General features: G+C 45.0%; 25 protein-coding genes. 9 read left to right on the top strand and 16 right to left on the bottom strand.

The genetic code is table 11. The annotated features are described in order from the left end of the window. The first annotated feature begins 60 nt into the window (after nt 1-60). Nucleotides 61-963, top strand: coding sequence for a LysR family transcriptional regulator (locus L5M11_RS15390; RefSeq protein ID WP_263192657.1), 903 nt, complete (start codon nt 61-63; stop codon nt 961-963). Nucleotides 964-1,036: 73 nt separating this feature from the next. Here L5M11_RS15390 and L5M11_RS15385 read toward each other — a convergent pair whose 3' ends face one another. The 5 genes from L5M11_RS15385 to L5M11_RS15365 all read right to left on the bottom strand — a co-directional run bounded on the left by L5M11_RS15385 (nt 1,037) and on the right by L5M11_RS15365 (nt 7,873). Further along, on the bottom strand, nt 1,037-1,972 hold the full coding sequence (locus L5M11_RS15385) for a Dyp-type peroxidase (RefSeq protein WP_173496718.1): 936 nt from the start codon (nt 1,970-1,972) through the stop codon (nt 1,037-1,039). A gap of 248 nt (nt 1,973-2,220) precedes the next feature. Further along, entirely contained in the window at nt 2,221-3,933 is a 1,713-nt protein-coding gene (ggt, locus tag L5M11_RS15380; RefSeq protein ID WP_263192655.1) for a gamma-glutamyltransferase, read from the bottom strand. Nucleotides 3,934-4,078: 145 nt separating this feature from the next. Further along, on the bottom strand, nt 4,079-5,158 hold the full coding sequence (locus L5M11_RS15375; RefSeq protein WP_173496716.1) for an ABC transporter ATP-binding protein: 1,080 nt from the start codon (nt 5,156-5,158) through the stop codon (nt 4,079-4,081). Beyond that, nucleotides 5,158-6,789, bottom strand: a complete 1,632-nt coding sequence (locus L5M11_RS15370; protein WP_263181899.1) for an ABC transporter permease — start codon at nt 6,787-6,789, stop codon at nt 5,158-5,160. Before L5M11_RS15370 ends, L5M11_RS15375 begins: the two co-directional genes overlap by 1 nt. Nucleotides 6,790-6,865: 76 nt before the next feature. Next, complete coding sequence (locus L5M11_RS15365) at nt 6,866-7,873, bottom strand: Fe(3+) ABC transporter substrate-binding protein (protein WP_113939101.1); 1,008 nt, start codon at nt 7,871-7,873, stop codon at nt 6,866-6,868. A gap of 220 nt (nt 7,874-8,093) precedes the next feature. Here L5M11_RS15365 and L5M11_RS15360 point away from each other — a divergent pair, with 220 nt between their 5' ends. Further along, nucleotides 8,094-8,495, top strand: coding sequence for a hypothetical protein (locus L5M11_RS15360; RefSeq protein WP_105250218.1), 402 nt, complete (start codon nt 8,094-8,096; stop codon nt 8,493-8,495). A gap of 14 nt (nt 8,496-8,509) precedes the next feature. Here L5M11_RS15360 and L5M11_RS15355 read toward each other — a convergent pair whose 3' ends face one another. From L5M11_RS15355 to L5M11_RS15345, 3 genes are all read right to left on the bottom strand, one after another. Then, nucleotides 8,510-9,106: a glutathione S-transferase N-terminal domain-containing protein gene (locus tag L5M11_RS15355; RefSeq protein WP_105250219.1), complete on the bottom strand. Its 597-nt coding sequence runs from the start codon at nt 9,104-9,106 to the stop codon at nt 8,510-8,512. Between the two features lie 92 nt (nt 9,107-9,198). Continuing rightward, nucleotides 9,199-9,948 (bottom strand): ferredoxin--NADP reductase, encoded by a 750-nt coding sequence (locus L5M11_RS15350; protein ID WP_105250220.1) that lies wholly within the window; start codon nt 9,946-9,948, stop codon nt 9,199-9,201. A 124-nt stretch (nt 9,949-10,072) separates the two neighbouring features. Next, complete coding sequence (locus tag L5M11_RS15345) at nt 10,073-10,699, bottom strand: DUF5610 domain-containing protein (protein ID WP_105250221.1); 627 nt, start codon at nt 10,697-10,699, stop codon at nt 10,073-10,075. A 226-nt stretch (nt 10,700-10,925) separates the two neighbouring features. Here L5M11_RS15345 and L5M11_RS15340 point away from each other — a divergent pair, with 226 nt between their 5' ends. The 3 genes from L5M11_RS15340 to L5M11_RS15330 all read left to right on the top strand — a co-directional run bounded on the left by L5M11_RS15340 (nt 10,926) and on the right by L5M11_RS15330 (nt 13,406). After that, nucleotides 10,926-11,543, top strand: coding sequence for a histidine phosphatase family protein (locus L5M11_RS15340; protein ID WP_263192653.1), 618 nt, complete (start codon nt 10,926-10,928; stop codon nt 11,541-11,543). A gap of 11 nt (nt 11,544-11,554) precedes the next feature. Further along, entirely contained in the window at nt 11,555-13,045 is a 1,491-nt protein-coding gene (locus L5M11_RS15335) for an FMN-binding glutamate synthase family protein (RefSeq protein ID WP_263184470.1), read from the top strand. 151 nt (nt 13,046-13,196) lie between these two features. Next, nucleotides 13,197-13,406, top strand: a complete 210-nt coding sequence (locus L5M11_RS15330; protein ID WP_105250224.1) for a hypothetical protein — start codon at nt 13,197-13,199, stop codon at nt 13,404-13,406. Between the two features lie 108 nt (nt 13,407-13,514). Here L5M11_RS15330 and L5M11_RS15325 read toward each other — a convergent pair whose 3' ends face one another. Both L5M11_RS15325 and L5M11_RS15320 read right to left on the bottom strand, forming a co-directional pair. Then, nucleotides 13,515-13,772, bottom strand: a complete 258-nt coding sequence (locus tag L5M11_RS15325) for a hypothetical protein (protein ID WP_105250225.1) — start codon at nt 13,770-13,772, stop codon at nt 13,515-13,517. Nucleotides 13,773-13,851: 79 nt separating this feature from the next. Next, nucleotides 13,852-15,648: an ABCB family ABC transporter ATP-binding protein/permease gene (locus tag L5M11_RS15320; protein ID WP_263192651.1), complete on the bottom strand. Its 1,797-nt coding sequence runs from the start codon at nt 15,646-15,648 to the stop codon at nt 13,852-13,854. Between the two features lie 472 nt (nt 15,649-16,120). On the opposite strand from L5M11_RS15320, the gene L5M11_RS15315 reads away from it, so the two are divergent. Next, entirely contained in the window at nt 16,121-16,297 is a 177-nt protein-coding gene (locus L5M11_RS15315; protein WP_105250227.1) for a hypothetical protein, read from the top strand. A gap of 103 nt (nt 16,298-16,400) precedes the next feature. On the opposite strand, the gene aroG is transcribed toward L5M11_RS15315, so the two are convergent. The 5 genes from aroG to L5M11_RS15290 form a co-directional block, all read right to left on the bottom strand. After that, the gene (gene aroG / locus L5M11_RS15310; protein ID WP_131525191.1) at nt 16,401-17,456 is read right to left on the bottom strand and encodes a 3-deoxy-7-phosphoheptulonate synthase AroG; all 1,056 of its coding nucleotides are present in this window, start codon (nt 17,454-17,456) and stop codon (nt 16,401-16,403) included. 351 nt (nt 17,457-17,807) lie between these two features. Then, on the bottom strand, nt 17,808-19,001 hold the full coding sequence (locus tag L5M11_RS15305) for a tetratricopeptide repeat protein (protein ID WP_263192649.1): 1,194 nt from the start codon (nt 18,999-19,001) through the stop codon (nt 17,808-17,810). A gap of 127 nt (nt 19,002-19,128) precedes the next feature. Then, complete coding sequence (locus L5M11_RS15300; protein WP_168824642.1) at nt 19,129-19,467, bottom strand: hypothetical protein; 339 nt, start codon at nt 19,465-19,467, stop codon at nt 19,129-19,131. A 178-nt stretch (nt 19,468-19,645) separates the two neighbouring features. Beyond that, entirely contained in the window at nt 19,646-20,896 is a 1,251-nt protein-coding gene (locus L5M11_RS15295; protein WP_028761801.1) for an ammonium transporter, read from the bottom strand. 10 nt (nt 20,897-20,906) lie between these two features. Further along, complete coding sequence (locus tag L5M11_RS15290; protein WP_028761800.1) at nt 20,907-21,245, bottom strand: P-II family nitrogen regulator; 339 nt, start codon at nt 21,243-21,245, stop codon at nt 20,907-20,909. A gap of 344 nt (nt 21,246-21,589) precedes the next feature. On the opposite strand from L5M11_RS15290, the gene L5M11_RS15285 reads away from it, so the two are divergent. Further along, nucleotides 21,590-22,132 carry a hydrolase gene (locus L5M11_RS15285; protein ID WP_263139709.1) on the top strand — a complete coding sequence of 181 codons (543 nt, stop codon included), beginning with the start codon at nt 21,590-21,592 and terminating at the stop codon, nt 22,130-22,132. 154 nt (nt 22,133-22,286) lie between these two features. Here the strand turns inward: L5M11_RS15285 and nrfA are convergent, their stop codons facing one another. Beyond that, nucleotides 22,287-23,690 carry an ammonia-forming nitrite reductase cytochrome c552 subunit gene (gene nrfA / locus L5M11_RS15280; RefSeq protein WP_263178202.1) on the bottom strand — a complete coding sequence of 468 codons (1,404 nt, stop codon included), beginning with the start codon at nt 23,688-23,690 and terminating at the stop codon, nt 22,287-22,289. 225 nt (nt 23,691-23,915) lie between these two features. Here nrfA and narQ point away from each other — a divergent pair, with 225 nt between their 5' ends. Both narQ and L5M11_RS15270 read left to right on the top strand, forming a co-directional pair. After that, entirely contained in the window at nt 23,916-25,751 is a 1,836-nt protein-coding gene (gene narQ / locus L5M11_RS15275; RefSeq protein ID WP_263139712.1) for a nitrate/nitrite two-component system sensor histidine kinase NarQ, read from the top strand. After that, the gene (locus tag L5M11_RS15270) at nt 25,744-26,373 is read left to right on the top strand and encodes a response regulator (RefSeq protein WP_105250232.1); all 630 of its coding nucleotides are present in this window, start codon (nt 25,744-25,746) and stop codon (nt 26,371-26,373) included. Before narQ ends, L5M11_RS15270 begins: the two co-directional genes overlap by 8 nt. The last annotated feature ends 22 nt before the right edge of the window (nt 26,374-26,395 follow it).

The following is a 26,395-nucleotide window of genomic DNA, read 5'->3' as shown; positions in this document are numbered from 1 at the left end:
AGTTTTTCACCTAATAAACATCAATAATTGAGCATGATTGTTTCAATATAGGATACTAATGTGGATAAAATTGCCGCTATACGCAGTTTCGTCGAAGTCGCAAACTGTGGCAGCTTTACCAAAGCTGCCGAACATTTAGACTTCAGCCGCCTGCAGGTTTCCCGTCATATTCAAGAAGTGGAGCAGTGGTTGAGTTTACGCTTATTACACCGCACCACGCGCAGCGCCAGCTTGACTTTGCAGGGTGAGGAAGCGCTACAATTTTGCCAGCGGATCTTAAGTGAAGTTGCTGCCATGGAGAGTCGTGCCCACAGCCATAACAGTGAACTGGTAGGCAGTATTCGTATCGCTACGCCTATTGGCCTTGGGCAGCACAGTCTGTTTTATGTCGTTGATCGCTTTATTAAAATTCATCCTAAGGTCAACATTCAACTGGTGATGTCGGACAGTTTTGCGCAATTGGTAGATGAGAGAGTCGACGTGGCGCTACGCTATACCGAGCAACCCGATGAGAATCTCATTGCTCGGCGTTTGATGACCATAGATGCGGTACTTTGCGCGGCGCCGAGCTATCTTGATAGCGCAACGCCACTCCTCGAACCCATTGATCTGCTAGCCCACAACTGCCTCATACACTCAGCGCAACAAAACTGGCCTTTTCTAAAAGAACTGCAAGCCGAGCACGTCAAAGTTACAGGGAATCTTAAGGCTAACGATATGGGAGTGTTGGTCAGTGCGGCGCTACGTGGACATGGCATAGTGCGGTTACCCTGTGACTTGGCTAACCAATACCTTGCCAGTGGTCAGCTCAAAGAAGTCTTACCCGAATTTACGACACCAGGCCAAACCCTGTGGGCGGTATATTTGTCCCGCAGTTATCAGCAAAATCTAGTGCGCGCCTTTATCGATTTCACCGCCCTGCAATGGCAGCTCGATATCAAAAAATGGGTTCCCGCGCATTAGCATAAAAAAACGCACTTAGGCGTTAGCTTAAGTGCGTCTCGATTGATACTAATTCGGCTTGATTATAGAAAGCTTATTCGTCGAACTGCAGCATAAAATCCAATGCAGGGGCAAAGAAAGATGAACCTGTCATCGCCTTAGTAAAATGCATCAAGTGATCATGATTGCCTGCGCCATCACCAAACATCATGCTATGCAGCATCTTTTCAAAATGTTCTGGCGTGCGGCAGTTAGAGATAAACATTAATCCCTGCTCCTTCAGCGAACCATAGGGCATACTCTGACGCAGGATCTCCATTGACTTACCATCGGCATCTTTAAGATTAACGCGCTTGATATGGCTGGTCAGTGGCTTATCTTCAGATTCATACTCGATATTATCTTGCTTAGTTCGACCGATTATATCCTCTTGTTTTTTAACTGGTAATCTATGCCACTTACTCAAGTTATGGGCATATTTTTGCACATGAATATAGCTGCCACCCTTAAACTCAGGATCCTCATCACCCACAAGTGCCACTTCCTGGCGGTGGCGCCCCTTAGGGTTTTCGGTGCCATCGACAAAGCCGGTTAAATCACGGCTATCCATAAATCTAAAGCCACGCTCTTCTTCAACTAACTCCACTAAGTCTTCAAACATTTGGCTGATTTCATTAGCCACTAAATGCAGAATGTCGTAACGATCACTGCGAATATGCACGAATAAATCATATTCAATTGCAGGCGCTTCACGACTGCCCACTTGCATCGCAGGGAAAGGTTTAAGCAGTTCAGGGCGAGCAGTAGGATAGAGGCTATCCCAATAATTAGCACCAATACCAACAAAACCATTGAATGCACTGTCGGAATATTGATCTGTCAGCTCATAAATATACTGCGCAACGTTGGCAAGACAGGGACGTAATTGCGACTCGACATTGTCATTGGCATTAAACATCAAATAGACACTGTGTAAGTTCCCCTCTGCACACACACCCAACTGTTCACGCGGCATATTTTGAATATCCATTTGGTTATCACCCTTTTTCTAAATTCATTTTCGGCAATATTATCCGCAACTTTACCTAAAAATGACATTAACTAACGCACAGTTTGCTCTGATCTGTTTATGATAATGCCAATAGCGGAGCATTATCCCACCCCAGACCCTTAAACATAAAAATTGACGAGACCATTAAAGTCTCGCCAATCAGTTAAATCGAATCAATGACGTCAGGTTCACTCAGTGTTGAGTTTACCTTAGCATTTATCTTAGTGTTAATAGCCTGCGGCGTGACCATCCTTGCGACTCTCAGAAGCCGCACGATATACGCCGGTTTCGGCATTAAATCCAATGGCTTGATAGCCACCAAACTCCCCAAGTCCATCACGCAGTACATGGCCTTTCTTAATCAACTCACGACGGGTTTCTACCGGAAAACCTGATTCCAAACTGACGTAGCCGCCATCCTTCATCACTTCGCCTGTGGGCTCGGTTGACCCCATATGCAAAATTCTGGGGGCATCGCCCGCTTCTTGCAAGTTCATTTTAAAATCAATCAGATTCATTACAATCTGCGCGTGCATTTGTGGCTGAGTCGCGCCGCCCATCACCCCAAAGCTCAGCCAAGGTTTACCGTCTTTGGTCACAAAAGCCGGAATAATGGTATGGAATGGACGCTTGCCCGGTGCGTAGGTATTAAAACGCCCTTCCGTTAAATCAAACATTTGCCCGCGGTCTTGCAGCACAAAGCCGAGATCCGGTGGTGTCATCCCTGACCCCATACCACGGTAATTACTCTGAATGAGTGACACCATGTTGCCATCTTTGTCAGCGGTAGTCAGGTACACAGTATCGCCATGTTGCAACGCTGGATTACCCGCATCGACACTCTTGGCGGTTTTTGTAGGGTCAATCAACTTAGCGCGATCATAGTTATATTTCTGTGAGATAAGCTCGGTAACGGGCACTTTATTAAAGGCCATGTCGGCATAAAACTTAGCTCTGTCGGCAAAGGCGAGTTTCTTTGCTTCGACAAATAAATGCACATATTCAGGACTATTAAAGCCCATGGCAGCCACATTAAAGGGCTCCATGGTTTTTAAGATTTGTAGCGCCGCAATGCCTTGACCATTAGGTGGCAGTTCCCACACATCGTAACCACGGTAGTTCACCGAAACGGGATCTATCCAGTCGCTAGTATGGCTGGCTAAGTCATCATAACTTAAATAACCACCTTGGGATTTCATGTACTTATCAATACTTTTGGCAATATCACCTTTATAGAAAGCATCGCGGCCGCCCTTGGCAATTTTCTCATAGGTGTTAGCAAGCGCGGGATTTTTAAAGATTTCCCCTACGGTAGGCATCTTACCATTAGGCATATAGGTTTCTTTAAAACCGGGGAATTTAGCCAGTTTTTTACCACTGCCATCAAGGTAATAGGCAATCAACTCTGACACTGGGAAACCATCACGGGCGTAATGAATTGCAGGCGCGAGGTTATCAGCCATAGCTAATTTACCAAACTTATTATGCAGCTCATACCAACCGTCCACAGTGCCCGGTACAGAAACCGGCAAAGGTCCAAGCGGCGGTAAATAGTCTAATCCGAGGGATTTAAGCTTTTCAAAACTTAAGGATTTGGGACTGCGCCCCGATGCATTTAGACCATAGAGGCGTTTATCTTTTGCGCTCCAAACGATAGCAAATAAGTCCCCGCCGACACCCGAGCCCGTTGGCTCGACTAATCCTAACATAGCGTTAGCGGCAATCGCTGCATCGACCGCACTGCCGCCCTGCTTGAGTATATCAATAGCGACTTGCGTGGCTAAAGGCTGACTGGTCGCCGCCATCCCTTGGGTTGCATACACTTCTGATCGCGTTGCGAAGGCTTTACCTGTGATCCTATCCATGGCCATCACTCCTGAAGACGATATTGCCGTTGCTACAATAACGAGGGTGCAAATTGAATTTATTGTTTTTATCATAATTCCTCCAAAACCGGAGGATAAAAGTAGCAAGGATGGTCTAAAATATCACCAACCAATACCGTATAGACCCAAGTTAAACGTAAGCAAAAATGTCGTACTTTAGTTGGCTATGCTATATCAGCATTGAATAAATACTCATCGCTTAGATTGGGTCCCCACAGTTTGAATATGCTGAAGATTCAAACAGCACAAGCGAATGCGGCTCAGTCGTTACCCCAACCTTTTGACCGATACTTAGCTGCATCATTTGGCTACGCACCTCCACATAATAAGCATGGGAAGCGGCCTCAATTTTGACCCAATAATGACAAAAGGCGCCTAAGAAACGTCGCTCAGTGATAGTACCAACGCCCTGTTCATCGGCGCTGAGCGTCAATTGCTGTGGTCGCAAGAATACTGTTCCGCTGAACTCGCTCGGCAAATTTAATGGCGTGAGGCTCGTTAAATGACCTATGGGAGTGACAACACTGTGCCCATCAAACACTGCTGCAGGTAAGTAATTACCGCTACCTAAAAAGTCCGCCACATAGCGGCTGTTTGGGGCGGCATATAAAGCTTCGGCACTACCATGCTGCACTATGATGCCTTGATTAAAGATGGCTAAAGTATCTGCAAATACAAAGGCTTCATCCTTGCTATGAGTAACAAACACCGCGCTGACATTACGCTGTTTTAAGATGCTGCGAATTTCCGCCATCATCTCGTAACGCACTTGGGCATCAATATTAGAAAAAGGCTCATCGAGCAGCAATAATTGCGGCTCATAGGCAAGTGCCCGCGCAATCGAAACTCGCTGCTGCTGACCGCCAGATAATTCATGGGGATAACGCTGTGCCAACCCTTCAAGTTTGACCAAGGCTAGCATTTCATCCAAACGTGCCTGACGTTCTGCGCCCGACAATCTAGCCACCCCAAAGAGGATATTTTCCGCCACAGTCAAATGAGGGAAAAGCGCATAGTCTTGAAAAATCATGCCGATGCCGCGCTGCTCACTAGGTACAAACTGGCTATTGCCACTCACTATGCGGCCATTAATCTGGATTTCACCTTGGCTTATGGCCTGTAATCCAGCAACCGCACGTAATAAGGTCGTCTTGCCACAACCGCTTGGGCCTAACAACGCCAGGATTTCCCCTTGGGCGAGCGTTAAACTCAAACCTTTAAGTACTTGCTGGCCCTGATAATCGCTATGAATTTGCTTAAGCTTGAGCGTACTTGTCATCAGCTGTGATGCTCCAATGAACGGTTTAAATAAATAAGCGGCACTAAACCCACTAGTACAATCACAATAGCAGCTAATGCGCCGTGCTCGAGTTTTTCATCGGACGCAAACTGGAATACATAAGTTGCAAGATTCTCAAAGCCGATAGGCCGCAGCAATAACGCAGCGGGCAGTTCCTTCATGCTTTCGATAAACACCAATAAAGCGCCCGCAAACAATCCCTTAGCAAGTAAAGGCAAATGCACCCGCCGCAAAAGTTGCCGAGGAGTTTGCCCCATGGTCAGGCTCACCATGTCTAGCGATGGCGAGATGCGTTTATAACTGCTTTCAACACTGCCAATCGCAATTGCCACGAAACGTACACAAAAAGCAAAAATCAATGCAATCACACTGCCTGTAAGGATAAGACCAGGACCTGCTATGCCGACAAGATCCGCCAGATCGTTAATCGCAAAATCTAGCATAGTTAAAGGCACTAATACCCCAATAGCCAGCACAGTGCCTGGTAAGGCGTAGCCCGTCGAAGCTAACCGTGAGGGCAAAGCATCACTCTGTCTTGGGCTTATCCGGCGAACGAACATAAGCAGTAAGGCGATTAAGCAACAGAGTAAACTGGTGATCAGCGCAAGACTGAGGCTGTTAAGACTCAATTGCCAAAAACTCTTATCCCAGCTTTGTTCAAAGTAACCAATCGCATAGGATAATAAAATCCCGAAAGGTAACAGAAAGGCTAATAGCAATAGCATGCCGCAAAAGCTCAGTGCGACCAAGGTTTGAGTCATCGAGAGTCGATACAAGTCAGTGACTTGTATACGTGATTGTTTTTGGAATAACTGCTGTTTACGACGGGCAAAACGCTCAAATCCAATCAGGCTAAACACTACCAGCAAGATAATCGCCGATAACTTAGCGGCGGCGGTCAAATTGCCATAACCCAACCAAGTGTCGTACACGGCTGTCGTTAAGGTAGGCACGGCAAAATAGTTAACCGTTGCAAAATCAGCGGCCGTCTCCATCGCCACTAAAGCCACCCCAACGGCGAGCGCAGGCCTTGCCATAGGCAAAGATAAACGCCAAAAACTTTGCCACGGTGAACAGCCCATAATGCGCGAAGCATGCGCCAAACTTAAGGATTGCTCCATAAAAGCGGTACGTGCCAAGAGATAAATATAGGGAAACAATACCAGCGACAACATACACGCCGCACCGCCTAAGGTACGAATATCGGGGAAGAAATAATCCTGCGGTGAGTCCCAGCCAAATATCGAACGAAGACCGCGCTGCACTGGCCCCGCATAATCGAGTAAATCGGTATAGACGTAGGCAACAATATACGCAGGCATAGCAAGGGGCAATAATAGCGCCCATTGCAAATATCGCCTGCCGACAAAGTCACAACGAGCCATCAACCAAGCGCAGGGTAACGCAAGTAATAACGCCCCCAGACTCACCCAGAAAATCAGCAATAAACTATTAATGATATATGTCGGCAGAACCGTTGCCATCAAGTGCCCAAACACGGCTTCGTCAGGCTGAAAAGCTTGAAATATCAACGCAAATAGTGGCAATACCAGCAAGGCGGCCACGGCATAACCAGCAAGCGACCAGCTTCTGGCTAATCCTAAAATCATGTCAATCCTTAAAACGTCACAGCGCCAATCACTGGCGCTGATAACCTAAATCTGCATTTTGTCGCTAGCACTGGAGCTAGAGATCAAACTGCACTTCATCTAATAGCTTAACCGCCGCTTGGTGATATTCTGCCAACTTAAAAATGGGCAATTGATCTGACTTAAACTTACCCCATGAAGCCACTAAAGATGAAGGTGCCACATCGGCTTTCACTGGATATTCCATATTCACATCGGCATAAGCCTTCTGAGCCACATCGGCGGATAAGAACTCCATCAATTTAATCGCATTGGCTTTATTAGGCGCATGGCGAGTTAATACCATGCCAGACACATTCACATGGGCACCGCGGTCAGCTTGGTTCGGGAAGTTGAGCGTCACAGCTTCGGCGATCGCCTTTTGCTCAGGATCCTGCAACATATTGCCGTAATAGTAGCTATTACCAATGGCGATCTCACACACACCTTCTTTTACTGCGGCAATTTGCCCCCTGTCGTTCCCCTGAGGTTTGCGGGCTAAATTAGTTTTCACGCCTTGTAACCAAGTTTTTGCCTCAGCTTCACCGTGATGAGCAATCATAGATGCGACTAACGCTATGTTGTATGGATGCTTACCACTGCGAGTACAAATCTTTCCTTTATATTTGGGATCGGCTAATTCTTCATAGGTCAATTGCTGCTGGCCTAAACGATCCTTGGCTGTATAGAGATTTCGCACCCGCATAGTCAGGGCATACCACTGGCCGTCGGGATCGCGATACTGCGCAGGAATATTACTCTCTAGCAGGGGATTTTTGACTGGAGAGGTTAGATCTTTATCCACTAATTCAACTAAACGTGAAAAATCAGACGTCAGCACAAGATCCGCAGGGGATAAACGGCCTTCACGGACGAGACGCTCGGCAATACCGTCTTTAGCAAATACCAAATTCACACCTATGCCAGTTTCTTCGGTGAAACGCGTCAGTATAGGCTCCACCAAGAAAGCTTGACGATAAGAATAAACGGTTAATTTATCATCTGCATTCGCTGAATGCCCAACCGACATTAACCCAAAAACAGCCGCGCAAGTTACCCATTTCATTACCGAATTCTCCCCAAAGTGATGACGTGTTCAGTAAAATTTGAACACTAACGCATTAATGATAATGCTTATCAGTTTCGCAAGAGTAATAGATACAGAACTTGAGAGCAAGCATCTAATTAACTTCATGTTTTTAATGGTATTAATCTGAAAATTTGAGATTATCTCAAATCAAACTAAACTGAACCTTAATTTGATAAAAATGCTTTCAGGAGGCGTTATGTTAACTGTTTTGCTGCTAGGCGTAGCCGCAATTGCGCTATTTGGCTTATTCAAACTCAATAGTCGTCCCAAAAGACATAAACACTCTTCTCAAGCTGCTGATCCCAGCATTAATAAGACTCACAGTTTTCACAGTGTGAGCATAGTGAATAACGGCAGTTGCTGTGAGCAGATTGAAGCGCTTTCTGGAAAACGATTTTTATCAAAAGATGCGCCCGAAATTCCGATGGAAGAATGCACTATGGCAAACTGCCAATGCCGCTATCAACACCATGAAGACAGGCGCCAACTAGGCAATGATCGCAGAGTAGAATATGGGGTTACTCGTGAGTTATTCGGCGCTTTTGGTGAACAAAATCGCCGTGATAGGCCAAAAGGAAGACGCGCAACCGACGGTTGAGCATCCTCTGCGGATTATTGGGGACGAGTTTGAATAAATGCAGGTAAATCACGCATTTCACTGAACCAAAGTGCTGTCGCAGGTGCAACCTTACGCCAATCTAGCTCTGGATGTCTAAAATCCACATAATCGAGTAAGCAAATCAAGGCTAATTGCGGTGCTTGAATCGTGGTTTGGGTGATCACAGTTTGAAGCTCAATCTGCATAAGGCCGCGCAGCAGTGCTTGTTCAAAACGTGCAGTCCAAAATATTGACCTCACGCCTTCTTCTTCACGCATTTGCTCTTGGCGTAATTTCACCGCGCTATCGATTAAGCCTTTGACTAAAGAATACTGACACTCCAGCACCCAGTTATTATTTGAGATCCCAAACATCTTACGATCGCCAAGCTCTGTATCTAGGTAACGCATGATCACTTCACTATCGAATAGTGCAACACCATCGTTGGTAATAAGACACGGGATCTGTCCTAACGGGTTAGCATCGAGTAATTCTGCGCTGTTTTCAAAGGGATTAACTAACTGCTCTTCAATATTGTTAATCCCTAGATACTGGATTAAGGCTCTTACACAACGGGCATAGGGCGAAGCTTGAGAACTTAACAACTTCATCAAAAATTTCCTTTTGTTTGCATTAAACGCTATGGCTTTTTAGGGGCAAGAACGGCAACAAGTTTACTCTCGCCTTCTATGTAAAATTGAGATTACCAGTATTTTTCAACGGTAATTTGCCCAGGAGCACGGCGTAAATTCTTCACTAACCCTTTATCGAGTAAAGCGGCTTGCGCACCATTAATCATACCCGGATTGCCGCAGATCATAACTTGAGAGTCAGCTGCGTTTAAGGTTAATCCTGCCTTTTTTTCGATTTCACCCGAGACTATCCCCTCGGGAATGCGACACTGCAAAGCATCGGCAAAGGGTTTACGGGTCACACTCAAGACTAATGTAAATTGTTCAGGGTATTTGCGTTCTAAATTACGCAGCTTATCAAGATATGCCAAATCCTGTGCTTCGCGCACGCCATACACAAGCACGACTTTTTCAAAACGCTCCCAAGGTTCATCGGTGTCGAGCATAGACAAAAATGGCCCTACTGCTGTTCCTGTGGCTAAAAACCACAAATGCTTCCCTTGGAGTTCACCCTTAGGAATTTCAGCTAAGGTCATAAAACCGGTCGCGGTTGAGGTAATTTCAATTTCATCGCCTATTGCAAGGTTGTGTAATTGAGGCGATAACAGGCCATCCTCTACTGCAACGGCGAGCACCTCGGCATAGGGTTTATCGGGAGAATTTACTAAGGAGTAGGCTCTAGCCACACGCTTATCATCTTGCATTTGACTTAACTTGATAAACTGACCAGGAATAAATGGAGCTAACTCGGCAGCAATGCGCAATGAGAATAACTTATCACTCCAATCAATACGTTCTATCACTTGTCCCCTAATCCACATAACTTGCCCTCAAGCGAAACGTTAAATAGGCTTCCAGCATAGACTTTTTTCTGCACAACAAAAACCCCTTATATAAGGGGCTTATGACTATAACGCTGAATATAGAACTGAAAATACTGAGGTATTAACTCGGACTCGATACTGTCTCATCAGTCTTCTTGTTAAAGCTATCTCTAAAGGCTTGCAGCCCCTCTTGCACTAAGCTGTAGGTTTTATCGACACCATCGGCAATATCACCCTGCAATACTTTAAGGCCGGACAGAATATCTTTAGCCTCTTTAAAGCCATTGTCAATGGCACCGCCAATAATCCCCATAAAGCTATCGAGTTGATCACTTAGACTCATACCCGAATTTTGTTGTTGGTGAATGCTAAAAAACTGCGTCGCAAAACTCACGATACGATCTGCAGTCGCTTCTGGAGAAGTATCTACGCCATTATCATAAGCCGTCTGAATCGCGTTCTCGCCCATAGTGGGCGCTAACTCTTTATTAATCGACTCTATCGCTGCGCGATAAAGCAAGGCCATAGACTGATCGCCTGACTTGATATTCACATCTTGCTGTGCCGATAAAATCGCTTGATTCATCAGCTGCTTGCTCGTTTGCTGCGCAGTTTGCTTCGAGGTTACTTCTGTGGCTTTCGCGTCCTTCGAATCACTCACTTCGGTGCCCTTAGACGCCGCGTTTTCAGCATATTTTTTCTGTGGCAAAGGGGTACTTTGCACTTGAGGGGGTTTATTGATTTCCATGATGACTATCCATTCAATTCGGGTCGACTTAATTATCGACCAAAATTTAACCAGCTTTAGTAATTTTTAGAATTGAAGTACCATCTGACCACAAGGCCATGATAAGGCCCACATAAATTAAGTGGGTTCATTCTTTAATAAGGTGCATAAAGCGCCAACCCACCGCAATGCAGATCATTACTATCGCTGAGCTTAGACATAAGCCAATAGAAAAGGATGTTACACCATGGCAGCAGGCCGCAGTTTGAGTCATTTCCGCTTTCACGGGTTTACACTAATCCTTAAGCACTATTTTAAGCATAATCTGGGTATCAATATAAAACGCTTTAGCCTGCTAACAAGCCTCGTCATATTCACTTGCCTCGGCTTTGCTCCCATTAGCCAAGCTCATGCTGAAAGTAGACTAATTATTTTAGTCAGACATGCCGAGAAAGCCGACACGCCAGCCAATAACCCGCAGTTATCACCCAAGGGAGAAATACGCGCAGCATCACTGATCACTGCCTTGAGCCGCACGCCGCTGTCGCAACTTATTGCGACTCAATACCTAAGAACCCAGCAAACACTCGCGCCCATCGCCGAGGATCGCCATTTACCTGTGACGATAGTAGAAGCTGCCAAACCTATCGAAGGACATATCCAACACATTGTTGAACAAGTGCATGCTGTAAAGGGCAATACACTCATCGTTGGGCATTCAAATACTGTCCGACAGATCATTAAAGCCCTTGGTGGACCTGAGATCCAAGCGATCAGTGAAGATGACTATAGCCAGCTGTTTTTACTCTCTCTTAATGATGACCAACCTGCGAGCTTGATCGCCACCCGTTACGGACAAGAATAAGGATAAATAACATGAGTGAACTCAATTGGTTTATGTGGGGACTCGATCTATTTTCAGGGCTGTTTTTGATTGTAATAGGACTCGCAGTACTCGCGGTTATTTACATGTATATCGCAGATAAAATGCAGACCAAACAAGCGGTAAGACATAACTATCCCGTGATTGGTCGCTTTCGATATTTGTTTGAAAAACAAGGTGAGTTTTTCAGACAATACTTTTTCGCCCAAGACAGAGAAGAACTGCCCTTCAACCGTGCTGAACGCAGCTGGGTGTACCGCGCCGCTAAAAATGTCGATAGAACTATCGCCTTTGGTTCGACTCGCCCCTTGGATACTGCCGGTACTGTTATGTTTATGAATACCGCCTTCCCAACCCAAGATGAAGAGATCACACCCATTCATCCACTGACAATTGGCACCAATTGCCGCCAACCCTATACGACTCAAGCCATTTGTCATATTTCAGCCATGAGCTTTGGGGCTCTATCGCGCCCAGCAATTACCGCCCTTTCCCACGGTGCAGCGCAGGCGGGTTGCTGGCTTAACACAGGTGAAGGCGGCTTGAGCCCTTATCATCTAAAAGGTGGCTGCGATATCGTCTTTCAAATTGGAACGGCCAAATACGGTGTACGTAATGAGCACGGACATTTAGACGATGAAAAGCTCAAGTCGATAGCCATTCATCCCGAAGTCAAAATGTTTGAAATTAAAATGAGTCAAGGAGCTAAACCGGGCAAAGGCGGCATTTTACCAGGGATCAAAGTCACAGCTGAAATTGCCCATATTCGCGGTATTCCTCAGGGTTATGACTCTATTAGCCCTAATGGTCATATTGAATTCAAATCCGTGAACGATATTTTGGATATGGTTGAACGAGTACGTGAAGTTACCGGTAAACCAACGGGCATTAAGGCCGTACTCGGTGACGTGCAGTGGCTCGAAGATTTATGTGATGAAATTGAACGTCGTGGCGAAGACTCTGCCCCCGACTTCTTTACCTTAGACAGTGCCGATGGCGGCACAGGCGCTGCACCACAACCTTTAATGGATTATGTCGGATTACCACTGAAGGAAAGCTTACCTATCCTAGTTAATGTCTTGATCCAACGAGGCTTGCGTAAACGCATCAAAGTCATCGCTTCGGGTAAACTTATTGTGCCATCAAGAGTCGCTTGGGCTTTGGCATTAGGTGCCGACTTCATCGCATCGGCCCGTGGCAATATGTTCGCCCTCGGTTGTATTCAAGCCTTACAGTGCAATAGAGATACCTGCCCAACGGGCATCACAACGCACAATCCCAAGCTACAACAAGGACTCGATCCTAGGGATAAATCGGCTCGTGTTGCTAGCTATAATCATAATTTACACCATGACTTAGCCTTAATTGCGCACTCTTGCGGAGTGACAGAACCAAGACAACTCAAACCCTCACATGTCCGAATTGTGCTCGATAGCGGTTTATCCATTTCACTCGATAAATACTATGCACATATGGATAAGTAGCCGCGAACCCTCGCGGTTAATGGCGAATACAACTTTCGTCTATATAGGGTTTACATAAGGTATATTTGAATGCGTATCACAAAAGAGGTAAGATCCGTGACGTGAGACATTATTCAAATGTCTTACCCACAATTGAACTTAAGGAAACACTTTGAAATCTAGCTTCGTAAGCCAACTGCCCGCCAGTAAAACTGTAAGCACTAGCTGTAAGAGCTGTAATCGCCTGACCGAGATCGAAGGTGAACTGGTGTGTTTTCGCGAAGGGCAGATCATTCGACTCACTTTGATAGATGAGTCAGTACCTAAATTGAATCTTTTATGTGAAGGTTGGAAAGCGGGGAAGCTGAACGGCGTAGCTTAATTCAGCCATATTTTATCTCTGGAGTCTCTCTAGAGCATCAAGAATAGAGGCTCACCTCTATTCTCGGACGTTCTCACCTAAACTGTACTAAAGCACTAGCGAACACACCTAACGCATACCCATAAAGTCACTTGTCGGCGCGTTCATATCGCGGATCACACCTGCCAGCACCATTTCTGGATTGACTTTAGCCAAGGTAAGTCGCCGAGTGGTAACCAACAGGCCCGCGTTCAACTCAGCATGAATGCGTTGCAATGAATCATAATCAACACCACGTTTTTTCAATGTCGCCATGATGGCATACCAATCAGTGGCGACTTTTTCTTCTTTGCCTTCAATATTAGCTCTCAGTGTAATATTTTCCATGCCAGATCTCTTCCGATTGATGTGTTGGCATTGAGTATAGAGAGCCGAAGCTGAATAAAGACTGAACTGTATTACGCTATTAACTGCTCAGAGGAGTATGTTGTTGCTCATTTTGTATCCGCCATAATTTGGCATAGAGACCATTTGCCAACAGCAAAGTCTGATGATTACCTTGCTCAACTATTTCTCCTTGGCTTAATACGACTATTTGATCGGCATCGACTATGGTCGATAACCTATGAGCCACCACTAGGCTAGTGTGCCCCTTAGCGACTTCCCGCAGTGCCGACAAAATAGCTTGCTCGGAGCGACTATCGAGTGAAGATGTAGCCTCATCAAACACCAGCACGGGCGAGCCCTTCAAAATGGCCCTTGCTATCGCGACCCGCTGTTTTTCTCCGCCAGATAGCTTTAAGCCGCGCTCACCCACCTTTGTGTCCCAACCAAGGGCAAGTGATGCAATAAATTGCTCTAAGTGCGCCAGTTTAATCGCGTTGCGCACCTCTTCATCCGTCGCGCCCGGGCGACCATAACGTATGTTCTCAACTAATGAATCGTTAAACAGCACTGTATCCTGCGGCACGATAGCGATGGCCCGTCGCAGCGCATCTTGGGTGAGATGGCGGATATCTTGTCCATCGATTTTAATCGCACCTTGGTCCACATCGTAAAATCGAAATAGCAGTTTAATCAGGGTCGATTTACCTGCACCACTATCACCTACAACAGCCACCTTTTTACCGGCTTCAACCTTAAAGCTCACGTCCCGCAGAATTTGCCGCTCATCGTAGCTAAAATTAACATTTTCAAATATCAATTCACCCTTAGTGGGTTGAAAATCGAGTGCTTGGGGTAAGTCGACTATCATAGGATGTTTATCGAGCAGGCTAAACATGCGCTCAATATTGGCTAACGCGCCGCGAATTTCGCGATACACAAAACCTAAGAAGTTAAGGGGTAAAAAGAGCTGCATCATAAACGCATTAATCAACACAAAATCACCTAAGGTCATATCGCCATAGGTAACTCTGTATGCCGCCAGCGCCATCATAGCTGTCATCGCCAAAGCGATAATCACAGCTTGTCCGCCATTGAGCGCAAACAAAGATAAGCGATTCTTACGCTTAGCGATCTCCCACTGTTCAAGCGCTTGGTCATAGCGCTGCGACTCATACTTTTCATTATTAAAATACTTCACCGTTTCATAGTTCAGCAAGCTGTCGATGGCGCGGGTATTCGATAACGAGTCAGCCTTGGCCGCATCACGTACATACTCAGTACGCCATTCGGTCGCGACCACAGAAAAAATAATATAAGCCAGCACAGCAACAAAAGTGATTGCAGCAAACGCAATGCCGTAGTTATAAAAGAAAATGCCAATCACCATGACAATTTCGAGCAAGGTCGGCACTATGTTGAACACCATAAAACGCATGAGGAAACTCACGCCGCTGGTGCCGCGTTCAATATCACGGGATAGGCCACCGGTTTTGCGCTCTAGATGAAAATCGAGGTCAAGTCGGTGTAAATGGTCGAATACCGCTAAGCCTAAACGGCGGATCGCCCGCTCTGTTACGCGGCCAAACAAGGTATCGCGGATCTCCCCCGTAATCGCCGTTAGTAGACGTACCGCGCCATAGGCCAACACTAATCCTACGGGCACACTGAGGGCTTGCGCAGTTTTATCGGCATCTAAGGTGTCGACCAAATGCTTCAGAATAAAAGGCAGACCAACGCTGGTCAGCTTAGCGATGATGAGACATGACATCGCCAGCGCAATACGGCCTTTGTATTCCAATAAGTAAGGCCAAAGCAGTTTCATGACGTGCCAGTTTAATTTATCGACTGGACCTTCAAAATATAACGTTGGGCGCATAGGACATAACCTTGAATGAGTTATACCAATTGTAACAGTTCACACCGGACATAAGCTAAGCGAAACTAGCAAAGTCTGAATAAAATCAATCAGATTTTCCTGACAGACAAATAGACTTATTCACGACATACTCATCTGCTATTTTGATTGTATTTAAAGCCAAAACATCATACTTACGCATTACACTGGCGTATTCACAATAAATGAATTTATACTAATTTGTGTTCAGGCATGTACCGTTTTACTTAACCTCAGAGCCGTATGTAAGAGGATAAGAGTGCAATGGAAGAAGACTTGGCACAAAGTTGCTGCTGTTGATTATTTTTGCCGTTTTGCCCAAAATGCCATGGAGGCGGTTATACAAATCAATAGAATTTGTTAACCTCTACGCGCTAGATTTTGCGATTCATACGCCCAAGTTCTAGCGAGAACATTAAGACAAACAAATTAAATTAAGATCAAAGGAAGCTTTATGTTGGATTCCGCTAAAGTTCAATACCCGCCATTACCACTGATCCAAACTTGGGTGTGGATGATGATCGAATCAGGCAATCCAGAGATACAAGATAAAGGTAGAAACAACCTTATTGCCGCCTTTGGTAGCTTAGCCAAAGCAAATGAATACATTGTTGAAATAAGCAATAAATAGATAAAACAAAGGCGCCAGGATAGCGCCTTTGTTTTTACTTAACCCGCAATCGTTAACGGCTAACTCAGGTATAGTTGCGGTTTATGTTCGCTCGAGCAGACAATTAAACCTGACGGCGTTCGATAATGCTTTGGTTCAAAATGGCTAACAGACGCTCGGTATCATCCCAACCAATACACGCATCGGTAATACTCTGCCCATAGCATAACTCTTGACCTTCAATAAGATCTTGACGACCTTCCACTAAATGGCTTTCTACCATAACACCAAAAATAGCAGTATTTCCCGCCGCCACTTGACCAGCTACATCTTCAGCAACCACTAACTGACGTTGATACTCTTTACTACTATTAGCATGGCTAAAGTCGATCATGATGTTGTCGGCAAGCTTTGCTTTTAACAATTGCTGGCTAATCTCAGTGACATGCGGCGCGCTATAATTGGGCTCGCGGCCACCCCGTAAAATAATGTGGCAATCAGGATTGCCCTTAGTCGAAACGATCGCCGAATGGCCCAACTTAGTCACAGATAAAAAATGGTGTGGTGCATTGGCAGCACCTATCGCATCAATAGCAACTTTAATCGTGCCATCAGTACCATTTTTAAAACCGACCGGACAAGAAAGACCCGAGGCTAACTCTCTGTGTACTTGAGATTCTGTCGTACGGGCACCAATGGCTCCCCAGCACATTAAATCAGCCATATATTGTGGGGTGATCATGTCAAGAAACTCACCCGCGGTTGGCATACCGCTGTCGTTCAAATCCACTAATAATTTACGGGCGGTGCGTAAACCATCATTGAGTTTAAAGCTGTTATCCATGTAAGGATCGTTAATCAGCCCCTTCCAACCCACTGTGGTTCTTGGTTTTTCAAAATACACTCGCATCACAATTTCGAGTTGATCTTTATAACGTTCACGCAGTGAGACCAAACGCTGTCCATATTCCAACGCAGCTTTGGGATCGTGGATAGAACAAGGGCCAATCACCACTAATAGACGATCATCAGACTTAGCCAGAATATTATGGATACTATTACGCGCATTAAACACAGTCGCAGAGGCTTTTTCGGAAGCAGGAAATCGTTCAAGAATCGCGATAGGTGGAAGTAACTCTTTTACTTCTTTAATGCGAACGTCATCATTTTGGTAATACATAATTTTACTGCTCCAACGCTGGTGTTTTAGGCTATTTCTATCGCTGCGATAAGGGATCTCAACTGCAATACTGGGTTCAATTTATCGAGTCTCAGGCGCCAATGCAACCAAGTTGTCTCCATTTCAAAAAATCAAATATAACTTATTGTTTTAATATATTTTAAAAAAATCAAAATTCAAATATGCCAGCTAACTCACAGCCTTGATGAACAAAATCGAATATGGCGGATAAAAAGGAATAAACATATTTGCTGCAAGTGTATTTAGGTGCCCTATGTTAGCAAGCAAAGATGTTTACCCGTAATAAGCATAATTGATGGCCAGCTCTCTATAGAAAAGAGCGGGCAAATGCTAATGCTGTAACATGACTTGTAACTTGCTCTGATAGCGTTGACGCTCTGACTCATCTCGACTCAAAGCCAAGGCTTTATCCATATTCAGTTTGGCACGCTTTTCGTCCCCCAGCGCCCAGTAGGTTTTAGATAAACCGAAGAAGAACTCATGACGATAATCCGCTTTAGCCAACGCCCTTTGATACCAAGCCAAGGCCTCGTCGTATTGATGCTCATCATAGGCTTGCTGCCCCATGTCATAGTAATAATAGGGATTACGTATTCGCGCTAATTCAAGCACTTTATTAATTTCGGCCCATTCATCAAGCCGCCCCTGCGCCCCTAAAATCAAGGCTAAATTATAAAGCGTTGTCAGATTTTTCGCATCAAACTTGAGTGCATAGCGATAAACCTGTTCGGCCCGCTTTTCATCACCTTTATGCCGGTAAATAATGGCGAGCGTGTTGAGTGAAGGAACAAACTGGCCGACTTTTAAACCCACTTTAATCAAGGCATAGGCCCTGTCTAAATCACCGTTCACCAAAGACTCTGCCGCCATATTGTTGTAAAACATGCTGATTAAGGTCTGCCGATCCACTTGGGTTTTACCGTATCCCCGTAGAGCTCGCTCTGGCATAAAGTCCACTAAAACTGCGGTAGATGACACATAAACTGAATGTGCGTTTTCAGGTGGAAGTAAGCGTAAATTCACATGCCCATTGATTAAATAGAAATCACCTTGCTTATCCCATACGGGTTCTATCGCAATATCTTGATACTCAGCACTCACATTCAATATGTCCGCTAACGCAGAAGTCATGACCACTAAAGACATGCAATTACCCGCCCTTTGGGCATAGGTTTCACGGGCAATTTGGGTCAGATTATCTTGATATCGAAAATCAATGTTAGCGCTATTGGTTTGACTTGCATTGATATAACTAGCTAACCATTCATTGGCTAACATGTTGTTATTGTGTGACAAAGTGTATATCCCATAGCGACGTTTTACGTCTGTCACGACCTCAGGTGGCAGATAAAAAATATCCGCAACAGAAGGAATATCGGCCACAGGGGTAAACAGTGAATCGGCAAGTAACGACTCAAGATCCGACGGATTAGGCTCAATGGTCGTCGAGCTACAAGCAAACAATTGACTGAATACAACGCTCAAGATCGTACTCAAGTATACGGCTCGGAATAGTTTCGACATACGTCCTCCCACACCATTAGCTCCTATTTGAGCTTATTACAAATGGCGAAAAAGACGACATAAAATGGTTACATAAAATGATAATCGCGATCGATTGAAAATAATCGCAAATAATTTAATGAATTAACTATTGTGAAGGTCGGTCAACTTCTATGTATAACTCACGCTGCTGATAATCATACGGCCGATAGTTATGCTCCCCACAGGTAAAATGTCGATAGGGTTTCATGACCGTAACGCAACCTGAGGGTAAAGCCTGCAAAATTTGGATTTGCTGCTGGCGACGAAGCGACTCCTGCCATTCAAAATCTTTGAGCACTTGATCACGCACGGCAAAGGCATCGACAGGCTCACTTGAGCGATTAACGATCACTTCTCCTGCAAAGGCAGAAACCGATATCCAGCCAGAAATGACGATAAGACTTAGTCGCGAAAATTGACCTATTGTTTTTATATTCAAGCTCATAGAACACTCCTTAATTTATACAAGAAAACAGAATTGCTCAGTAATTAAGCTTATGACCCTGTGCTTAAACTTCAATCACATTGATTACCCATAAAAAAGCAGAGCCTAGGCTCTGCTTCACTATCCCTCGATCCAAGCTAAGCATCAAGGTGAATCACGTGTTAATGTGCAAGTTTAATCAGCCCGCATTTTTGACCGTAACAAACTCAGGATAGGCATCAATACCGCAGTCAGAAGCATCCATACCGTTGTATTCTTCTTCCTCAGTCACACGGATCCCCATGGTTATCTTAATCACATACCAGACTGCAAATGATGAGCAGAATACCCAAGTGAAAATGATCGCTGCGCCCGTCAACTGTCCGGTAATAGTTGCATTAGCATTGGATAATGGCACACACATTAAGCCGAGGAAACCAGCCACACCGTGTACTGAAATCGCACCGACGGGATCGTCGATCTTAATGCGATCTAAGCCCACAATCGAGAACACCACCACACCGCCCGCCACTAAACCAATCACACCCGCCATTAACAATGAAGGCGAGAGAGGATCTGCTGTAATCGCCACTAATCCAGCCAAAATACCGTTAAGGATCATGGTCAAATCCGCTTTACCCCAAATCATCTTACACACGATAAGAGCTGAGATGGCACCAAAAGCCGCTGCAGTATTGGTATTCACAAACACTTTCGCCACTGAGCTTGCATTCGCCGCATCCGACACCATTAATTGCGATCCGCCGTTAAAGCCAAACCAGCCCATCCACAGAATAAACATACCTAAGGTTGCCATTGGCAAGTTAGAGCCTGGAATAGGATTCACTTGGCCATTAGGCCCGTATTTACCCTTACGCGCACCGAGCAATATCACGCCAGCAATCGCCGCGGTCGCCCCCGTCATATGCACAATACCGCTACCAGCAAAGTCTACAAAGCCCAGTTTAGCGATAAAACCTTGGCCCCAAGTCCAATAACCTTCTACTGGATAGATAACCGCTGTCATCACCACAGAGAAGAACAAGAAAGCCCACAACTTCATCCGTTCCGCCACAGCACCAGAGACAATTGACATCGCCGTTGCCACAAATACAACTTGGAAGAAGAAGTCAGATTCTAATGCATGGCTCGCATCTGCTGATTGCGAACCAATTAAGGTGCCAATTGACGGTAACCAGCCACCTTCAGTGTTATCCACATACATGATGTTATAGCCAACCAACAGATACATCACACAGGCAATCGCGTACAGCACAACGTTCTTAGTTAAAATTTCAGTGGTATTTTTAGAGCGAACTAAACCCGCTTCTAACATAGCGAATCCCGCCGCCATCCACATGACTAAAGCACCAGAAATCAAAAAGTAAAAGGTATCGAGTGCAAAGCGTAGTTCAGTGACTGTGCCGCCTAATTTCGTTAATTCTTCCATTGTCAGCCCCTTATAGCGCTTCAGTATCAAGTTCACCCGTACGGATACGGATAGCATGTTCTAAATCAACGACGAAGATCTTACCGTCACCAATTTTCCCCGTATGGGCCGCAGTGGTAATCGCCTCAATCAACATGTCGAGATTTTCAGCCTTAGTGGCAATTTCTAGTTTTACTTTTGGCAAAAAATCCACCTGATACTCGGCGCCGCGATACAACTCTGTATGCCCTTTCTGACGGCCAAAACCTTTCACTTCGGTCACCGTCATGCCCTCAATACCAATTCCGGCGATAGCTTCACGGACATCATCCAACTTAAACGGCTTGATGATAGCGCTGACTAGTTTCATCCTGACCTCCAAAAAAACGCGATTGTTATTAACTTGTATCAAAGGTAATTCAATCATTAGGCCAACAATTTAATCTATTGATTATTATTGGTTTAAATTGTTTAACACTATTTTTTAAGGTTAAAAACGCACCATAATCGAGCACGAACTGGTGCGATGCACTCTTTTAGTGAGCAGTTTAAGTGCGACAGCTATTCGACCTTAGGCCTATTGGTAACAAGGTTAAATTAGGGTCTACTGGGGGAAGCGTAAATCGAGATGAAATCTGAGCATCACAACACAAGCTCTTAGACAAAAGCGAAGATCATCACTAAGACAATCATCAAGCGCAGAAGGAAGGCCCGATGTTAAAACCAGAAGAATGTGTTCTCGTTATCGTCGATGTGCAAGGAAAACTTGCACAAATCATGGATAACAGTGACAAGCTGCATCAACAACTACAGACCTTAATCCAAGGCGCACAATTATTTGAAATTCCAATACTGTGGTTAGAACAACTACCCGATAAACTCGGAGCAACTAGCACTGAGCTGCAAACCTTACTTGCGAAAACCAGCTCACCCATTGCTAAGCAGCATTTTAGCGGCTGGCACTGTGACGCGTTTGCAAAGGCATTAACTAAGACGAATCGCAAACACGTCATAGTCGCGGGTATTGAAACCCATGTGTGTGTTTACCAAACCTGTTGTGACCTTATCGAGCAGCAATATTCGGTGCATTTAGTCGCCGATTGCGTATCGTCACGCAGTGCTGAGAATAAACAACTTGGGATCCAAATGATGACGGCCAGGGGCGCCCTATTAACTAACGTGGAATCGCTATTATTTGAATTACAACATCAAGCCCAAGGCGAGCGATTTAGGGCGTTATTAAAACTGATCAAATAGCGATTTAGCCCGTGGTATTCACTCGGCCAGCATGATCAACGCCTGACATTACTCGATATTTTTTCCATAAAAAAGCCCCCGCTGAGTCAGCGAGGGCTTTTGTTTGCATGAGGGGTTAGCTCATATCGAAAACTCAACCACGATTGATTAAAACCTACTTATAAGTGGCTTCGCGTTTTTTCGCTTCTTCATCCCACTTAGGTAACATGTCTTTCTTAAATGCTTCTTTCTCTGCATTCATTTTATCCATGTCCATACCTAATGCTGCTTGTGCCTTAGCTTTGGTAGAGATATCAGGAATCGCAACAGGATCTGTGATGCCTTTTTTACCGAGTAATTGCGCTAACTTCACACGAGCATCAGCAGCTTTACTTACCGAAGTTCCCAGAATACGCAATGCTTCATCCGGTGCGTGAGCTGCAACACCATGGGAAGCAATCGCTAAATCCCAACGCCATTGTGAGTGGCGGATATCTGTCAGTATGGGTTTCATTTCTTCTTCAGTGGCGCCAGCTTTCCACGCAGCCTCTGCTTCAAAGTGTGCTTTGACTAATTGCTCTTCCGCTTTCAACTTCATTTCTTTAACTTTGGCTTTACGCTCATTAGTCACGCCAACCAAAAACTCTTTAGTCTGGCTATGGCAAGTTGCACAGGTTTCTTCAAAACGGTCGAATGGATTGCCCACTTTATGATCAGTAAACTTCTTACCTTCAGCACTGGTCACTTTTGGCATGTGACAGTCAACGCAACTTACATTATTCATGCCGTGAATACCCATTTTCCAAGTTTCATACTCTGGATGCTGGGCTTTTAACATTGGTGTCTTAGAAAGGGCGTGTGTCCAATCAGAAAATTGGATTGAGTCATAGTAGACTTCCATTTTTTCAACTGTTGTACCCATATCCCAAGGGAATTTAACAAAATTCTTTTTGTCGTCAGTTTTCTCAAAATAATACTCAACGTGGCACTGAGCACATACCATTGATTCTTTATCTTGTTTAGACGCTTTGCTAAAAGGTGTACCTATAGCTTCAAAAGCACGGTCTGCATAAGGGCGTGAAATACGTAACTTTGGAGAGCTTTTTTCATGGCAATCACCACAACCAATGGTATTTGTCACTTCAGGGCCACCCTTTGACCACTTACCTTTGAAGTAACCATCTTCGCCTTGCTCTTCAATCAAGCGAGGTACGTCAGGGCTCTTACAGCTCCAACATGCCATCGGCATAGGACCATCTTCCGCATTAGCGGGTGCACCTGTACGTAGCGTGTTGCGCACGTCAGTTACCGCATACATGTGGCCGCGTGGTGCATTATAATCTTTAGCAAAACTATAACCCGCCCATAAGATCACCATATTAGGATCTTGTGCAAGTGCATCCACTAGTTCTTCACTTTTAGCGGTATCATGCCAGCTACTGTATTGATTCTTAAATTTATCTTTATAAACTTCGTTGCGAGGCTCTGTTTTATCACTCGCCATTGCGCCCGCAGCCATGAAGCTGGCGGCAACCAGTGCACTCAGTGCAAAGGACTTACCTGTCATCTTCTTCATCATCTCATCTCCGTGTTGCATTATTGTTGTAAATCACGACATCTCCATGGTCAAACTTAGTGATTTAACCCTGCTAAAAATATACCTCTTAGGGGGTATCTAGGTTGAAGTTTGCGCTAGATCAAAATGTAAAGGTGTTGTTGTTCACATTTCTATACTTTTGTTAATGTATTACATTATTTTCTAATGTAAAAACCACTGCAAAGTGCCATAACAGCGGCCATCAAAATGAACAGCGGATTAATGAAACGAGGTAGTCTAACCTCAAAAATCTTAGGATTAATGTTAGTACTTATTCTGCTCTCTAGTAGTTTATCGACTTTTGCTATCATCAATTTGTCCTACAGCTTAGGCGACGCCAAGGCGATTAATGCCTCAGGGTCGCTGAGGATGCAAAGCTATCGGTTAATGTTTTACGCCAACTCAGGCAGCGATGCTGCGCAGGATAAAATCACCGAATTCGAAAATACGCTCTATTCCGACACGTTAAAGCCCTCGGAAAGTTGGTTTAGTCCGCCAGAAATTGCCGCTCAATATCAGCTTGTCATCGATAAATGGCTGGTGATGAAACACTACATAGAACAAGAAAACTCCCGCGATTATGTCGCCTCACTGAAGGACTTTGTTGATACCATAGATTTACTGGTGCTAGAGATGGAGCACTACGCCGCCTTTAAACTCAGGCTCCTTGCCGCCAGCCAAATATTAGGCTTAGGCGTCATGCTCATTATCGCTTTTGTGGCCGTGCGTTTTACAAAGAAGAAAGTGGTGATCCCACTGCAAAAACTGATGGAGTCGGCGAATACCATTTCTAAAGGTAATTTTGAAATTGAAATGCCCGAGACCGAATACATTGAACTTACAGCGCTGACCCATGCCCTACAAAAAACGGCGAAGGAACTCGCGACGCTTTATGGCAACTTAGAATCGCAGGTAGCAGAAAAAACCTTAGCGCTGACAAGGGCCAACAACGAGCTGGCATTCTTATATGATAACCTACTGACATTAAACGCGAATAAACTCGATTATAAGGCGCTCAAGGCGGCGCTGAATCAGTTAAAAGGCTATGAATCACTCGACTACCTAAGACTCATTATCCAGTATCCCGAGCAAGAGCTTGAAGTGATTGAGGCCGATGGCGGCTGGCCAGATATGACTCAAGAGAGCACCCGTTTTCCACTGCAATTTGAGCAGGCTAATTTAGGCTATTTAGAGTTAATTGCCGCTCAAACACCCAATATCGCCTTGTTTAACAATTTCGCAATTATGCTGACGCGCTCAATCGTGATCCACAATGCCACAGAGCAAAGACAGCAACTGGCGCTAATGGAGGAACGTGGCGTAATTGCCCGAGAGCTGCACGACTCTTTAGGTCAAGTGCTATCTTTCCTAAAAATCCAAATTAGCTTATTACGCAAAAACTTAGATTGCAGTTGCCGCAGTCCAATCGTTGAGGCGCAGCTAACCGAAATCAACGAAGGTGTAAGCACTGCCTACGTGCAGCTCAGGGAGTTACTATCCACCTTTAGGCTCACAATTAAAGAACCCGATCTAAAAAGTGCTTTAGAGGCTATGCTTGAGCAACTCAGGACAAAGACGAATATAAAGATAACCTTAGACTATAAACTTGCGCCACAATGGCTAGAGGCAAAGCAACACATCCACATACTGCAGATCACGCGAGAAGCGACGTTAAACGCCATCAAACACGCTGAGGCCAGCCTCATTAACATCCATTGCTATAAGGATGACGAGGGTATGGTCAATATTGATGTTTGTGATAACGGCATAGGTATTGGACATTTAAAAGAACGAGATCAACATTTTGGCATAGGTATAATGCATGAACGAGCCAGTAAGCTTTCAGGTAAAGTCGTGTTCAGCGACAATGATTTAAAGAAATTTAAACCTGCTATGACAACCACGACTGAGCAAGGATGCAATGCACAAGACGACGCACTCAAACCTAACAGCCCATTAAACCTTGTGCACCACAGCAAAGGGTCAAGTGGCACTAGAGTGACGCTTATTTTCCCATCTCAACAGGAGCCTTCAAATGGGTAAACCTTATTCCGTACTGGTGGTCGATGACCATCCCCTCTTGCGCAAAGGCATCTGCCAGCTCATCGCTTCAGATCCTGACTTCAGCCTATTTGGCGAAGCCGGTAGTGGTTTAGACGCATTAACCGCAGTGGTCACCGATGAACCCGACATCATATTGCTCGATCTGAATATGAAAGGCATGACAGGCCTAGATACCCTCAACGCCATGCGCCAAGAAGGTGTTACCTCACGCATAGTAATTCTCACCGTTTCCGATGCAAAACAGGATGTTATCCGTTTACTTCGTGCTGGAGCCGACGGCTATTTGCTCAAAGATACTGAGCCAGATTTGCTGCTCGAAAAACTCAAAAATGCCATGCTTGGCCACAGGGTGATCAGCGATGAAGTCGAAGAATACCTTTACGAACTTAAAGATGCGACCGATGAACAAGAATGGATTTCGAGCCTAACCCCAAGGGAGCTGCAAATTCTACAGCAACTGGCGGAAGGCTTAAGTAATCGCATGATTTCAGAGCATTTACACATTAGTGAGGGCACAGTTAAAGTGCACGTGAAAAACCTACTGCGTAAAGCCAATGCTAAATCGAGAACCGAAATGGCGGTGCGCTACCTTAATAATTAAAGATACGAAAATGAGCTTGGTA

Origin of the sequence: Shewanella sp. SM87 (assembly GCF_025653705.1) — a bacterium.
In the GTDB taxonomy this organism is placed as follows: Bacteria; Pseudomonadota; Gammaproteobacteria; order Enterobacterales; family Shewanellaceae; genus Shewanella; species Shewanella oncorhynchi.
Note: the sequence above shows the minus strand (reverse complement) of the source record. Positions and strands in the feature narration are given on the sequence as shown.